The 14,416-nt window shown below is 46.8% G+C and carries 15 protein-coding genes; 11 read left to right on the plus strand and 4 right to left on the minus strand.

Features of this window, described 5'->3' with window-relative positions; all coding sequences use genetic code 11:
* Positions 1-13: 13 nt before the first annotated feature.
* Entirely contained in the window at positions 14-532 is a 519-nt protein-coding gene (locus tag DS743_RS09040) for a GNAT family N-acetyltransferase (RefSeq protein ID WP_035185636.1), read from the minus strand.
* 1 nt (position 533) lies between these two features.
* Positions 534-1,115, minus strand: a complete 582-nt coding sequence (locus DS743_RS09045) for a DJ-1/PfpI family protein (RefSeq protein ID WP_002879748.1) — start codon at positions 1,113-1,115, stop codon at positions 534-536.
* Positions 1,116-1,333: 218 nt separating this feature from the next.
* Here DS743_RS09045 and DS743_RS09050 point away from each other — a divergent pair, with 218 nt between their 5' ends.
* From DS743_RS09050 to DS743_RS09080, 7 genes are all read left to right on the plus strand, one after another.
* Positions 1,334-2,074 (plus strand): sulfite exporter TauE/SafE family protein, encoded by a 741-nt coding sequence (locus DS743_RS09050; RefSeq protein WP_035185635.1) that lies wholly within the window; start codon positions 1,334-1,336, stop codon positions 2,072-2,074.
* Positions 2,075-2,133: 59 nt separating this feature from the next.
* On the plus strand, positions 2,134-2,814 hold the full coding sequence (locus DS743_RS09055) for a histidine phosphatase family protein (RefSeq protein ID WP_035185633.1): 681 nt from the start codon (positions 2,134-2,136) through the stop codon (positions 2,812-2,814).
* 20 nt (positions 2,815-2,834) lie between these two features.
* Positions 2,835-3,020 (plus strand): hypothetical protein, encoded by a 186-nt coding sequence (locus tag DS743_RS09060; protein ID WP_003612506.1) that lies wholly within the window; start codon positions 2,835-2,837, stop codon positions 3,018-3,020.
* Position 3,021: 1 nt separating this feature from the next.
* Positions 3,022-3,207 (plus strand): hypothetical protein, encoded by a 186-nt coding sequence (locus DS743_RS09065; protein ID WP_002879755.1) that lies wholly within the window; start codon positions 3,022-3,024, stop codon positions 3,205-3,207.
* 13 nt (positions 3,208-3,220) lie between these two features.
* Positions 3,221-3,898, plus strand: coding sequence for a 2,3-bisphosphoglycerate-dependent phosphoglycerate mutase (locus tag DS743_RS09070; protein WP_035185631.1), 678 nt, complete (start codon positions 3,221-3,223; stop codon positions 3,896-3,898).
* A gap of 171 nt (positions 3,899-4,069) precedes the next feature.
* Complete coding sequence (fabZ, locus tag DS743_RS09075) at positions 4,070-4,531, plus strand: 3-hydroxyacyl-ACP dehydratase FabZ (RefSeq protein WP_002879757.1); 462 nt, start codon at positions 4,070-4,072, stop codon at positions 4,529-4,531.
* 111 nt (positions 4,532-4,642) lie between these two features.
* Positions 4,643-5,578 (plus strand): AAA family ATPase, encoded by a 936-nt coding sequence (locus tag DS743_RS09080; RefSeq protein WP_035185629.1) that lies wholly within the window; start codon positions 4,643-4,645, stop codon positions 5,576-5,578.
* A 60-nt stretch (positions 5,579-5,638) separates the two neighbouring features.
* Here DS743_RS09080 and DS743_RS09085 read toward each other — a convergent pair whose 3' ends face one another.
* The gene (locus DS743_RS09085) at positions 5,639-6,208 is read right to left on the minus strand and encodes a peptidylprolyl isomerase (RefSeq protein WP_035185627.1); all 570 of its coding nucleotides are present in this window, start codon (positions 6,206-6,208) and stop codon (positions 5,639-5,641) included.
* A 9-nt stretch (positions 6,209-6,217) separates the two neighbouring features.
* A complete protein-coding gene (locus DS743_RS09090) occupies positions 6,218-7,828 on the minus strand; it encodes a peptide ABC transporter substrate-binding protein (protein ID WP_035185625.1) in 1,611 nt (536 codons plus the stop codon).
* 237 nt (positions 7,829-8,065) lie between these two features.
* Here DS743_RS09090 and DS743_RS09095 point away from each other — a divergent pair, with 237 nt between their 5' ends.
* From DS743_RS09095 to DS743_RS09110, 4 genes are read left to right on the plus strand one after another with little or no spacing between them, the layout of a single operon-like run.
* Positions 8,066-10,813, plus strand: a complete 2,748-nt coding sequence (locus DS743_RS09095; RefSeq protein ID WP_051977337.1) for a Z1 domain-containing protein — start codon at positions 8,066-8,068, stop codon at positions 10,811-10,813.
* 18 nt (positions 10,814-10,831) lie between these two features.
* On the plus strand, positions 10,832-12,745 hold the full coding sequence (locus DS743_RS09100) for a hypothetical protein (RefSeq protein ID WP_035185623.1): 1,914 nt from the start codon (positions 10,832-10,834) through the stop codon (positions 12,743-12,745).
* 11 nt (positions 12,746-12,756) lie between these two features.
* The gene (locus DS743_RS09105; RefSeq protein ID WP_035185621.1) at positions 12,757-13,722 is read left to right on the plus strand and encodes a hypothetical protein; all 966 of its coding nucleotides are present in this window, start codon (positions 12,757-12,759) and stop codon (positions 13,720-13,722) included.
* Positions 13,712-14,407, plus strand: coding sequence for a DUF6339 family protein (locus tag DS743_RS09110; RefSeq protein ID WP_080730920.1), 696 nt, complete (start codon positions 13,712-13,714; stop codon positions 14,405-14,407). Before DS743_RS09105 ends, DS743_RS09110 begins: the two co-directional genes overlap by 11 nt.
* Positions 14,408-14,416 lie beyond the last annotated feature (9 nt).

The following is a 14,416-nucleotide window of genomic DNA, read 5'->3' on the forward strand; positions in this document are numbered from 1 at the left end:
CTTTATATTTTTCCTACTTGTCAAAAAGCAGTTCATAGGCCCACCGCTCCGGGTCGACCGAGTCGCTGGTCACCGTAATGATGCCCCGGTAGACAAAGCCCAATTTGTCAGCCAGGTGCTGGACGGCCTGGTTCTGCTTGCCCGTATCCAGGCGGAAGCTCTTAATTCCATTTTCTTGGCCAAAAGCAATTACTTTTTTCAGCAAAAGCTGGCTGAGCCCCTGTCCGCGGAAATCCTTCTTAATGGCGAAGCGGTGCAGAGCCCAGTAGGGAGAACTTCCCGCCCAAATCGGGACTTCATAGTTGGGGTCAAAGTCGGTCGCGGCCATATATGCGGCGACTTGCCCATCTTTAAGTAAAACCCAGCCCTGGCGGTTGTCCAGGTCTTCTTCAATGCTGGCTCGGTTAGGGTAGCCTTCTTGCCACTGGCTGGAGTTTTGCGCCTTCAAAAGGGCTTTGGCGTCTTTGATGATGTCGACAATGTCCTCTAGGTCCCGGCTTTCTGCCTTTCTGACTAAGGTTTCTTCAGTCATCTTAAGCCTCGTTGATGTGGTCTCTTAAGTAGCTGTATTGCATGGCGTCTTCCAGCTGGCTGGTGTCCACGCCTAAAACTTGGGCCAGGGCATAGGCAAAAGCCCAGGAAGTGGCCGGCCCCCGGCTGGTGACCAGCTTGTGGTCCTCGTCAATGACAGCTGGGGTGTCGACGTAGGTGCTGGCCGGGTTTTCACTGGCAACTTGTTCTTTAAAGTCCGGGTGGCTGGTCCACTTGGCTTCTTTTAAAAAGCCGTACTTAGACAAGGCGATCGGGGAGGCGCACATGGCGGCGTTCCACTTGCCGGCCGCGAAGCGCTGCTTCATCAGCCCGGCCAGCTTCTCGCTTGCTCTTAGGTGCTTGGCGTTTGGGGCACCGCCCGGGAAGGCGACCAAGTCGTAGTCAAGTAGGGATTCGTCCACTAACTTGTCGCAGGTAAAGCGGATGTCGTGTCCGCCAGTGATGGTCAAGTTGTCCAGAGCCACCATATCGCAAGGGATGCCCAGCCGGCGCAGGACGTCGACCTGGCTTAAGCCTTCGATTTCTTCACATCCATCTGAAAAAACAATTGCTGCAGTTGGCATAGTTTTCTTCTCCTTTTTTCTAAAAATCACTTGCTCGTGCTTTTAATTTTTTGTTAATGATTTGCTACCTCCTATTGTACAAAATTGCGGTCAGCTTGTCGCTGAAAGCGGGCTATTTTCAGCAATTTGCAATTGCCGGCTGTGATCGTTTAAAATGGATACGGCTTTTTCCTTTGGAAAAATAAGCAAATCAGTGAAAAAACAGAAAAGAGCAAACAATGCAGTTCGTTTATCTCATTATCTTAGGCGTCCTGGCCGGCATCGTGGCGGCGGTGGCCAGCATGGCGTCGCTTGTCTCTTACCCGGGCCTGCTCCTCTTCGGCCTCAGCCCGGTCAGCGCCAATATGACCAATACGGCGGCCCTGGTGACGACCGGCTTTGGCTCCTTGTCCTCCTGCTTAAAGGAGATGCGGGGGCACTGGGGGGAGCTTTGGCGCTATGCCTTCTTCCAATTGACCGGGGCCTTAATTGGGGGCTGGCTTTTAGTCCAGTTCCCGGGAAAAATCTTTCAAAAATTAGTGCCCTTTTTTGTCCTTTTTTCAGCTGGCCTGCTCCTCTACAGCGGCCGGCAAAAGCATCCAAAGCAGGCGACCAAGCTGGGAAGAATCGGGGCTTATTTTGGCTTGTTCGTGGCCGGGATCTATGCCGGCTACTTTGGCGCGGCGTCGGGCGTTTTGACCTTGATCTTTTTGACGGCTTTAAGTGACTCTTCTTTTGTCGTCATCAACGCCATTAAGAGTGTGATCGGTTCTTTAGCCAACCTGGTGGCTCTGGCGCTATTTGCCTTTAAGGGCGGGGTCAACTGGCCAGTAGCTTTTCCTTTGGCGATTGGCCTCTTTATTGGTGGCTATTTCGGGCAAAAAATGATTAAATATCTAAAGCCTGCCTGGGTCAGATGGATCACGGCTTGCTTCTCGGTCCTTTTGGCCATTTACCTGGGCTGGCGGGCCTGGGGTTAACTACCCAAGCCAGGCAAAGTAAGTTAGAATAGTTATTGATTGATTTAAGGAGGACGGGCATGAAAACTGAAATTTATCTGGTCAGACATGGGGAAACGCTTTTTAACCGCCTGAACAAGGTACAGGGTTGGTGCGATACCCCCTTGACCATCAAAGGAATTGACGATTTAAAGAAGACGGCTGACGCCCTCTCTCAAATTCATTTTGACAACATGTACTCGTCAGACTTGAAGCGGGCGATTGACACCGTCCACTTGATGAAGGACGTCAACCAGGTGTCTAACATTGGCAAGATCAAAAAGCTGCCGGAATTCAGAGAAGTTTTTTACGGTTCTTTTGAAGGCGGCAGCATCGATGATATCTGGCTCGGTGTTTCTAAAGCCGCGGGTATTCCAGCAACCACTGACGTAAAGAAGATTATCGATACCATCGGCATCTACAAGTTCCGGGAAGTCACTAAAAAGGCTGACCCCCTCCATTTGGCCGAAAGCACGGAAGAACTGGAAACCAGAATGTGCCGGGCCATCAAGGTCTTGAGAAAAGAGACCAGCGGCGAAGGCCGGGTCTTGCTGGTTTCCCACGGGGACTTTATCAAGACCCTGGGGATCAAGTACTGGAAGGAAAGCGACGGCCTGCATGACATCACCTTCCCGGACAACGGCAGCGTCAGCCGGGGGATTTTGGACGAAGAAGGCAATTTTGAAATTGTCGACTACAACTGCAAGGCTGAAGATTTATGAACAAGGAGACAGACTAGAAGATGAAGTGGGATACGCACACTTTTACGCTCGTTTTGCTGGTGATCGTGGGCCTGTGGGAATTTGCCCGGGGCTATAACATCCAGCGGATGGGGAAGAAGGACAGCCTGCCAGCCAAGTCCTACTACCTGACCGGGGCCGGCATCCTGGCCGTGGCCATTTATTACGCGGTAAAGTTGTGGGGCTAATATGAACGTTCATTCCTGGTGGGTTCCTTATGCCATCTTGCTTTTCGGCATCTGGGATTTAATTACCGGCATCACGCGCCTGCGCCGGCAGAAGCAGGGCGTCAAGCAGAAGGGGCTGGGGGGCAAGGCTTTTGTCCTCTTAGGCATCCTCTTCATCATTACTGGAATCTGGGCTTTTTGGCTCTAGAAGGCAAAAAATTATGGCAAAGTTGGCACTGCTGAGGCATGGGGAAAGCCAGGCCAATGCGGCAAACGTATATACAGGCTGGAATGACGTCCCCTTAACGGATAAGGGCCGGCGGCAGGCCTGGGCAGCAGGGGAGAAATTAAAAGAAGTCGGGGACTTTCACCCGACTATGATTCACACCTCCCTTTTGTCGAGGGCAATTGAGACGGCGAACATCGCGGCCGAAGCCGCGGGCTTTTTATACCTGCCGATTGCAAAGACCTGGCGGCTGAATGAACGCCACTACGGGGCCCTGCGGGGCCTGGACAAGGACGTGTCCAGGAAGATTTTCGGTAAAGAGCAGGTTTTAGAGTGGCGGCGGGGCTTTGACGCGGTTCCGCCAGCGCAAGGGTCACCAACTATCGACCGTCGCTATTGGGGAGTGGACCCTCAGCTTTTGCCAAGAGCGGAGAGCCTGCACCAGAGCCAGCTCCGCCTGTTGCCTTACTATGAAGACGAGGTGGCCAGCCGCTTAGTGGCTGGGGAAGACCAGCTGATCGTGGCCCATGGCTCCAGCCTGCGGGCGCTGATCAAATATTTAGAAGACATCAACAATGTGGATATCCTCAAGCTGGAGGTGCCTAACGCCCAGGCCATTGTCTATGACTTTGACCAGGAGCTGAACATTGTGGATAAGATGATCACCAACTGATTACAAAAACAGGCTGAGGCCTGTTTTTTATTTTGCCTTTTTTCTTCTTTTTTTACTCGGAAAAAATCAGCGGTTATTGAAAAACTTGACATCGTTTTTGGGAGTGTTACACTTAGTCACAAGTTATTAGAAAACTTGTGAAAAGATTTTATAAACGGAAAGTGTGATAAGATGCCAGTAATGACAGCCCAAGAAGTGATGGATTTGATTCCCAACCGCTACCCGATCTGCTATATCGACAGGGTGGAGGAACTGGAAGCCGACAAAAGGATCAAGGCTGTGAAGAACGTGACGATCAACGAACCCTTTTTCCAGGGGCATTTCCCGGGAAATCCGGTGATGCCCGGGGTCTTGATCATTGAAACTTTGGCCCAGGCGGCCTCGATTTTGATCTTGAAGTCACCGGCCTTTTACAAGAAGACTGCTTATCTTGGGGCGATCCACCAGGCCAAGTTCAGAAGGATGGTCCGGCCGGGGGATGTTTTGGAAATGGAAGTGAAGATGCTCAAGGTCCGGGCTAAGACGGGGAGCGTGGCAGCAGTGGCTAAAGTGAACGGGGACCTGGTCTGCCAGACGGAACTGGTCTTTATCGTGGGTGACCGGGACGGCAAGGACATGCAGGCGAAAAATTAGAAAAAGCAAAAATTTATGGCGACTTTTGCCAGACTGCTAAATGTCGGGGGCAATCTATGGTAAAATCTATTTTGATATATTCAAAATAGATTTTTTAAAATGGAGCTAAATATGCGCAAATTATTTCTTTTGAGAGGCGCGCCCGGCTCTGGCAAGTCTTCATTTATCGCCCGGCACCACTTATTGCCGTACGCGATCAGCGGGGATGCGATCCGCCTGCTTTTGGCGAACCTGACCGTTTACTATGACCAGAAGACTGACGTTCTGCACCAGGTTATTCCGCGGCATGTCACGGAACAGACCAAGCGGATGAAGGACAACTTGGTTGAGCACAAGATGTCCTATGGGGAAACCGTCATCGTGGACGGGACCCACATTGTCGCCAGCGAGATCGATCACTACAAGAAGTGGTGCGAGAAGTACCATTACGAGTGCTATGTGGTTGATTTGATGCAGAACCAGACCCTGGAAGGTTTGTTGAAGAGAAACCAGATCCGGATGCAATACGACTGGGTGAAGCCGGAAGTCATCACGATGATGTACAATTCTTACAAGGCGCACCCGGAGCTGCCCAAGTGGGTTAAGGGGATCAAGCCCAACCAGATGGAGCAGGCCCTGCAGCAGAGAGAGAACAATCTGGACCATTATTCACATGTGATTGCCATACCTGACGAGGTGGCGGAAGAAGATTTTCCACATGTGCACATTTCCAACTTCTACTTCTCTTTCAACGACAAGTTCAGTGAAAAGTACGGGACTTACCGGAATGTGGTGACGATCGGCAAGACCAAGGAAGAGGTGGTCGACGAGTTCCGTCTGCCATACTTTGCCTTTAAGTTCCACCACAAGCACTTTTTGATTTCGGCCTACCCGATCAGAAACGAGATGCTGGACCCGGTCAAGAAGGTCAAGGGGACCTGGTCTTACACGACCGGCCTTTACAACGTGGCTGACTTTATCAGAGAATTTCCGAAAAACGATAAATCACACGTTCACCAGTTTAATTTGAGCAATCTGGACCGGACCAGACTTTTGTACATTTGGTAAAAGACAGAGAAAAAGCTTTTCCCCAGGATTGCGGGGAAAAGCTTTTTTTCGTGCGTAATATTATCGCCAAGTTAAGGGAATTTGCCCGTGAGTCATCCGGACGGGGTCAGGCAGGGTGAAATCTGCCGGTTCCAAGGTAACCTTGTCGATAACTTGTGGAATAACGGGTTCGTTGACCTCGACTCCGTCATAAGGGAAGTCAGTCACGGGCCGGGTTGGGACTTGCCCTAAGCGCTCTATTTCGGCAAAGCCGGAGACAACCTTGGCAAAGACGGGGTAGGTCCCGGTCAGTTGGGGCTGGTCGGTCAAGGGAAAGAAGACTTCGCAGCCGGCCAGGCCCAATTCGTCGTAGCCGCCCATGCAGGCAGTTCCGGCAGTGACAGGCAGGGGAGTGAGGTCGGGATTGAGGTTAAATTCATTGGGCAGGAGGTACTTGGCCTCTTTTTTGCCAAAGGCATTGTAGCTTAAATCAACCCATTTGCCGGGAACAATCCGCTGGATCGCATGGCCATCATAGATGTGGTGTTTGACAGCCCAGACGAAGCTAGCACAGGTATTAGGGGCGGCGTCTGGCAGAAGGTCTAAGACGATCTTGGCCCCGTTTTTCATCCAAAAAACTGCTTTAGCCATATGTCCTCCTTACTTGAAGTAAGCCCGGGTGTAGTCGGCGGTCCCGGTAGTGTTCCAGAGGACTCCGCGGAGGTTAGAGTTGACCAGGTGGTCTTCAACTTCGGTGCAGAGCGGGATGACCGGGTTGTCCTTACTCAGCTGCTTCTGGGCGTTCAAGAGGTTCTTGAAGTAGGCCTTTTGGGAAGTAGCGTTCTTGGACTTGGCCAGGCTGAGCTGCTTGTTGAAGTTCTTGCTGGTGTACTTGCCGAAGTTGTGGGAGTTGTTCAGCTCCTGGGTTTCCAGTTCGCTCATTGGGTCAGCGTAGTCGTTGAGCCAGTAGCTCAGTTGGAGGTCAAATTCGCCTTTAACTGCCAGGTTGTAGGCAGACAAGAAAGGCAGGGACTTGACTTCAATTTTGACGCCGGAGAGCTTGCTTTTGATTTGTGATTGCAGAAATTCAGCCTGGTTCTTATCAGTAGAAGTGTCGTAGCCGACCAAAGTCAAGCTTACGCTGGACTTGCCCAGTTCTTTCAGGCCTTCCTTCCAGAGCTTTTTCGCCTTGGCAACGTTATAGGTTTCCTTTGGCTTAGCGACAGTAGCGAAGTCCTTATTGGTGCCAGGGTATTTGGCAGCGCCTGGTGAAGAGTAAGTGTAGGAAGGCTTAGAGCCGTTAGCCATGACTTTTTCAGCCAGCTGCTTTCTGTTGATGACTAAGTAGAGGGCCTGGCGGAGCTTGTCATTGCTTAAGGCGCGGCCTTTAGCCTGGTTGGTGCGGATGAAGTAGTTGCCGGAGCGGTCGACTTGCTTTAAGTGCTTGTCATTTTGCAGGCCTTGAGCAGTTGTGCCGCTGGTTAAGGCGTCATCCAGGCTGCCCTGCTGGAAAAGCTGGTGGGCGGTGTTGGCTTCTTTAACGACTTGATACTTGATCTTGGATAATTTAACTTCAGATTTAGCGTAGTAGTTAGGGTTCTTGACCAAAGTCCAGGTGTTTGAGCCGGCCTTCCAGCTGCCAAGTTTGAAGGCACCGTTTGAGACGAAGGTCTTCATGCTGGTTCCGTACTTTTTACCATATTTCTTGACCAGTTTGGTGTTTTGCGGCAAAAAGCTGGTCATGGTCAGCTTCTTGGTGAAGGTTGGGATCGGGTATTCCAGGTCAACGACCAGTTTATGCTTACCCACGGCTTTGACGCCTAAAGTTTCGGGCTTCTTTTTGCCATTTTGGATGGCGGTGGCATTCTTGATGCCCTGGTAGATGTAGCTGTAGCCAGACTGGGCAGTTGGGGACACGCCTTTTCTCCAGGCAGTGACGAAGTCCTGGGCGGTCACGTCATCACCGTTAGACCATTTGGCAGACTTGAGGTAGAAGGTGTAGCGCTTGCCGCCATTGGACTTGACCGTCTTTTTGGCCAGGGCCGGGACAGGATTGTTGTTCTTGTCTGAGCGGAAGAGGCCATCGTCCATCTGGTTTAAGACGTCCCAGATCGGCACCGTGGTACTGGCGGATTGGTCAAAAGTGGCGATCGTGTCGCTCTCCATCAAGTTGAGCGTGGTCTTGGCCGTGGATGTGGTAGATGATTTGCCGCAGGCACTGAGCAGGAGCCCAGCCGCTAAAGCTGTGGCAAGCGGTAGCTTTTTCCCCATGTTGATCTCCTCTGTTACACAATTTTAGTGGGTCAATAGATTAAAATAACATTAAGAACTTTATAATTATAATTTAACAGCTGGCCGCGGAATTGTCAATTGGAAAATGGTTATGAAATCAGATGGATAAGAAAATCAATGTATGCTGGATGTCATTGTCTGTTAAAATTAACTTGTACTATTGTGTTTAAAATGTGGTAGCTATTTTGGCTGATCTTAAAGACGGAGGAGCTAAAAATGTCCGATAATTTAAAAAATGCTGTTAGTACTTTTATGGATCTGCGGCATTTAAATTGGGAAGAAGTAAGGGAAAATCTAGACGGGGTAAAATCTTTCTTAAAAATTGGAGCACAGCGGGATCTTTCGGATATCGAAGTTAACAATCTGATTGATGAGATGGAGAACGAAGACCTTACGAGCAAGGAAAATGTCATCTCTTTATCAAGCAATTATGATAACGGACTCAAGGTTGACAATTACAAGTACTCCGCTTGGACTTTGTACGAGAAGCTGCTTGAAAGCAGAGGTTGGTCTAAGCAATCGATTGACAATACCCGCTCATCAGCTGAGGATATCTTGTGTAAGTTGCGCCGGGACAACAAAGATGCAGGTAAAGGCCTGGTTGTTGGTGAAATTCAGTCAGGTAAAACTGCAAACATGGCGGCTTTGATTGCGCAAGCGGCTGACAATGGCTTCAATTACTTTATTATTTTGAGCGGCGTAATTGACTCTCTGAGAAAGCAAACTGGTCAAAGAATAAGACAAGACCTTACTTCTAATGGTGAGTCTAACCTCCACTGGAAGGTTGTTGATAATCCATCTCTGAAAAACAAAGACCTGTTAGTTGAGACTTTGGACTTTAGAGAAGAGTCACATGACCGCTTTATCACGGTTTGCTTGAAAAATTACAAGAGACTGGAGAACCTGTATAACTGGTTGTCAGCAAACAAGTCCCAACAGAAGAAAATGAAGGTTTTGCTGATTGACGATGAAGCGGATCAAGCAAGCATCAATACCAAAGATATTGATTCTGACGAGAGAACACAGATCAACCAAAGAATCTTGGATATAGTTAATGACCGAGATTTTGGCGCGATGAACTATATTGCGTATACTGCGACACCTTTTGCAAATGTTTTGAACGAAGCCGGGGAAGGTACTTTATATCCAAAGGACTTTATTGAACTCTTGACTCCTTCAGAAAACTATATTGGTGCTATGCAAATCTTTGGAACCGCGGTTCCGGAAAATAGCCCAGGTCTTCCAATCATTAATGAAATTCCAGAGAGGGATGCAAGATCCCTTAAAAATATTTCTAAGCAGCATTTTAATTTGGCACCAGGCAGCTTGCAAGATGCGATTAATTGGTTCTTGCTGGCAGTTGCCGCTATGCGCAGTTACGGCTACCAGAAACCAATTTCAATGATGATCCATACCAGCTTTAAAGTAGCTGACCACGCGCAAATGGCAAAAATCGTCGAAGGCTATTTGCTGGATTTGAAGGAAAATTATGAATCTCGTTTAGCAGATTTGGCGGAATTTTACGCAAAGATCCAAGAAGAATTGCCATTAAGACGATTTTTAGCGGTAATGGATAATTACACCCGCAAGGATGAAGTTAAGGACTATCCAACTTGGAATGATGTTGAGCGGGAATTAAAAGAAATGTTCGCTTTGCCTAATGATGATTTCTTGACAAGCATTAAGTCAGATGAAAAAGGGATTTTCCATTACGGCAACGGCATTCATATGTGTATCGACAACAGCAAGTCCAAAAATTCTGATGACCATGCTACCCGCTTAATTTACCCAGATAAGGTTGACGAAACTAAGAAGGCGCCGGCCTTTATCGTGATCGGTGGTAACACTCTTTCTAGAGGCTTAACGATCGAGGGGCTAGTATCAACGTATTTCTTAAGAAGTACCAATCAAGCAGATACGTTAATGCAGATGGCAAGATGGTTCGGTTACAGACAAGGCTATGAATTATTCCCGAGAGTATGGCTAGATGAAAATGCGCAAAAGCGCTACCTCTTCTTAAGCCAAATGAACGAAAGCATGCGGGAAACTATGTCCGCGTATGCCACTAATGGTTTAACACCAATGCAGTATTTGCCGACAATTCAAGAGTGCCCTGAGTACCAGCTTGTTACGATCACTTCAAACAATAAGATGCAAGGCGCTGTAGCTAAGAACTTTAACTTTACTGGTGTTAGTCCTCAAACGACCGTGTTTAATAACAATAAAGAAGTTTTGGAAGAGAACTTACAAAAAACTGCGAAATTTTTGGCTAGCTTGCCAAAGTACCAATTGACACGTAAAAACTATCTTTTATGGAAAGATGTTTCCACCGAAAAAGTTGTTAAATATTTAGAAGCATATAAGACTGTTGAACGGGACCGGCAGATAACCAGTGTTCCAAACGTGATCAAATGGCTGAATCAGCGACTTGAAAACTTTGACTATGTCCAATCAAATGATTCGGGAAACTGGGACAAGTGGAATGTTGTGTTGATCAATAACAATTCTGCCAAGAAACACTGGGACGTTGCAGGAGCAAAAGTAGGTATGGTATCTCGTAGCAGAAAGAAGCTGTCTGTCGATACTGATGGTGTAATTGACATTGGTGTCTTGAGAAGTCCAGAAGATCAGCTTAGCGATATTACTGATAAGGAACTGACTAGAGAAGAGAGAGACAGAGCTAAAAGTCCTGCTCAAATGCGAAAAATCAGAGGTGACCATAATTTAGGGAACACACCGCAATTACTGATTTACTGCATTGACAAAGATTCAACTACTACAAGAAAAGACCGTAAAGACTTAAATGCTGAGGCTGATATCATTGGCTTGAGCATAATGATCCCTGGCTATGTTGATCGTAAGCAAAACCGGGTAGATTCTATTCAAATCGACATCAGCCGCTTTATCGATCCAGATGAAATTGGCGGCGAAGTTAATGAAGAGGAATTTGAAGAAGAGAACTAGAAAGCATAGGAAATGGGAATGAAAATTAAGATTGCCGCGGATGATTCACAAAGCATGGCCCAGTCAGGTGATTCAATCCTGCGCTCGCTGCAAAATACTGATCTGTCATACGCGGATGTTGTTGTCAGAGAAAGTCTGCAAAATTCGCTAGATGCAACTTTGCCAGATGCTGACAGAACGATTGTTAATTTCGATCTGAAAGAATTTGACAGTGAAGAATTAAGTGCCTACTTTGAGGGGATTCAAGATGAATTGCTAAAAAATCACGCCGGCCGGCAAAAGTACTTAGCGATTAGTGACAAGCATACTTACGGCTTGACGGGTGATTATCTTTCCAATGATTCTAAGGTGCTTGACAGCAGTAATTTTCAAAAGCTGGTCTTCAGTATTGGGAAAAATCAAGACCATGACGGTGCTGGCGGCAGCTGGGGCATGGGGAAAACCAGTTTCTTCAGAATTGGCGTGGGTATTGTTCTGTACTACACCAGAATTAAACTTGAGTCTGGTGAGTATGAAGAGAGACTGGTCGCTTCTTTAATTGAAGACCCTAAGAAAGAAGACAGATTGTTAAAAGCAAGCAGTCGTGGCATTGCTTGGTGGGGCCGGTATGAAGACGGCAATGACAAACTGTTGCCAATAACTGACCATGAAGAGATAAAAAATATCTTGCAGATTTTTGGATTGCAGAATTATCAAAACGATGATACCGGGACAGTTATTCTTATTCCATATTTAAGAGAAGGCTTGGCAAGAGCGGATGAAAACGGATCTGAGCGCCAAGTCCCATGGAACAGATCGTTTGCTGATGCAATCCAAATGGCAGCCCAGCGGTGGTACGCTCCAAGAATTTGCAATCCAATTTATTCAGAAGTAACGGGAAACTCGGCCTTACTTTGCCATGTTAATGGAGAAAATATTTTCCAGTTAGACTATACTTTCCAGATCATGCAGGACTTGTATAACGCGGCTGCAACTGGAAAAGCAGATAAAGGGTCAAGAATCGTAATTAAGGAAATCCGCTTGGCAAAGAGGGCATTTTCTAAAAATGATGCTTTAGCAGGCCGGGTCGCATTTGTGCAGCCTACAGATGAAGAGCTTGGCATTGCAGGCCAAAACCGCTTTGCTCCATATTCATACATTACTTCTGAATTAGCTGATGAAGCCAGTCCTAAACGTATCTTGGCTTATACCAGAAAGCCGGGTATGATCATCCGCTATGACATTGATGGCAAGTGGACATACGGCGTGAAATGTGATGGCAATTTGCTGGCCTTCTTCGTGCCAAAGTCCGACCAAAAGATGACCCGCCCCTTGCAAGAGCAAGGCTACGACAACTTGGAACAGTACCTTCGCAATTCCGAAAAGGCTGACCACGCGGAATGGTTTGATGTTGCCAACAAATCTGTGGTAAAAAGAATTACTGCTAAAACGGCTGAAGCGATTAGAGATTCACTTAGAAACAAGAACGAAGATACCAACGTTCATATGTCTGACCGCTTAGCCAGAAGATTTGGTTCATTGGTGCCAAAGGCCCGCGGAGAAGCAGCCAGCGTTCCAAGAAAAAACAGCAGTGGTAAGAAGAAAGAGAAGACGGTTCACATCAAAGTTGATGACACTCAACAAGTTGGTACAGATAAATTCCAGCTTAGCTTTAGCGGATACGTGAGAAACAAAGCCAAAATTTCTTTAGGCGTGCTGACGCAAGAGGGCCGGTTAACTGCTGAAAATTGGGCTAAGAGTTTCGATAAACTTGATTTTCCTGTAACAGTAGTTGGCTTTAGCCCTGTTGAATTTGAAGGAATTGAATGGGAGCTACAAGATGGTAATATCTTGCTTGATGCTGAGACAGCAGGGTCTTTTTCTGGAAAAATGACAGTTAAGCTGGCCAGCTTTGATTACCGGATCAATATCGCGATCAAACAGATCAAGTAAGGGGGGAGAAAATGGCAAATACCGAAATCAACTTTTATAAACAGATCAATGATCAAGTAACCGAGGAAGCCGGGATTAAGTACGAACTTCCGAGTTTCAGTTTCGTTTCTGAAGATGGTGAATTAGTAGAAATGCTGGACACTGATGAAACTGGTGACAATATCGTTGTCCAGGATGATTCATGGACTCCTCAAGAGAACAACTTGATCTATGAACAGCGATTCCATATTGAACATCCTGGTGAGTTATTTGGCAGGGATAAAGTAACTGACTCCGCGAATAAATTAGGTATCGCTGTTCACGTTTATTCCAGAAGCTCATTCTTTCAAGAAACCATTGCTTGTGATGGCGACATTTATGATACTGACGAAGAAATTACCGTAGCTTTTAAGCATGTATTCCCAAAGGCCAGCCTGCGTGGGAAAATTGCCTTGGAGTTTTTCTTTTATCTCAAAGATTTTCAAAAAAGCAATCCATTGCAAGCCAGTTTTGTGGGGACTAATTTAAGCCAGTCTCATATTTACCGTGTTGTTTTGCATGTTGACGGGGATGCGCCATTATTCCCAATCACGCAAAGAGACGTTCCAGGTGGCCCATTATGGACTGTTAAGAAGTTGTGGACTGACCCATCTGTTGAGATGTTTGATCTTTCTACAGTTCAGATTGAATTGAATTCTGCTCACCCACTTATTGAACAAGTTGATGCTGGGAAGACCAGACTGGCCGTAGAAACCTTGTCCAATATCATTATTGAGTCAATGGGAATGATTATCGCGCAAACACTTGCTGATATGAAAGAGCAAGAACTCAGTTTTGATGACGAATGCGCTGAAGGTTCAATTGCCTCGGTTGTTGAGCAGTGGATTACCTTGCATGACGTTGATACAACGAATATCATGACGATTATGTCGAGCTTGAAGAACAGTGACTTGAAGGATTACGTTGCAACCGCTGGAGATGAAGAAGATGGCGATTAATTGGAATATAAACTACGGTATTGCTTCAGCTGCTGAAGATTTTCAAAAATTGCAAGTTGAAGCTGAAGACATCATGCCTATCAACTTGAGCGATGACTGGCTGGAATTGAGAGAGAAGCTGATCAGTGCAAGAGATGAGGTATTCGAAAAGTATGGCTTTGATTTTGCCAAAAAATTGGAATACTCGTTTGACGTTTTGTATGGACTAAAAGTCTATCAAATTTTGAATAAAAAGATTGGCTTTAATCTGAGGCAAGCAGGTGATGACAATATTTGGCGCTTCTTGTCAGTGCGGGTAATTCCTGATATTGTCCACTCAAGATTCGGTTTAAATGAAGATCACTTCTTCAGATTGAACCGCCGGATTTGGCTGAAGACAATTTGGTGGTATATTCATCTTGGCTGGACAGGCGATGAGGAAGGTACATGGGATCTATTGAAGCAAAATACCACGGATACCATTTTGCAATTAGTTGAACGCCCAGGCTTGGGTTACTATTCAGCGGTTGATCATGAGATCCTGGTTCAGTACAAAGGGTACCGGGATGCCAAAGTAGCTAATGCCACTGATATTTTTAGAGAAGTTTTGAAACTGAACGTAGCTAAGCTGCCAACTACATCTCCTGAGCTGATCGCAGGTGGTATTCCAGTTTACGTTAAGTCATTGTTTGAGGCTGTTATTTAATTGAGGAGC

Origin of the sequence: Lactobacillus leichmannii (genome assembly GCF_024701915.1) — a bacterium.
Lineage (GTDB): Bacteria > Bacillota > Bacilli > Lactobacillales > Lactobacillaceae > Lactobacillus > Lactobacillus delbrueckii.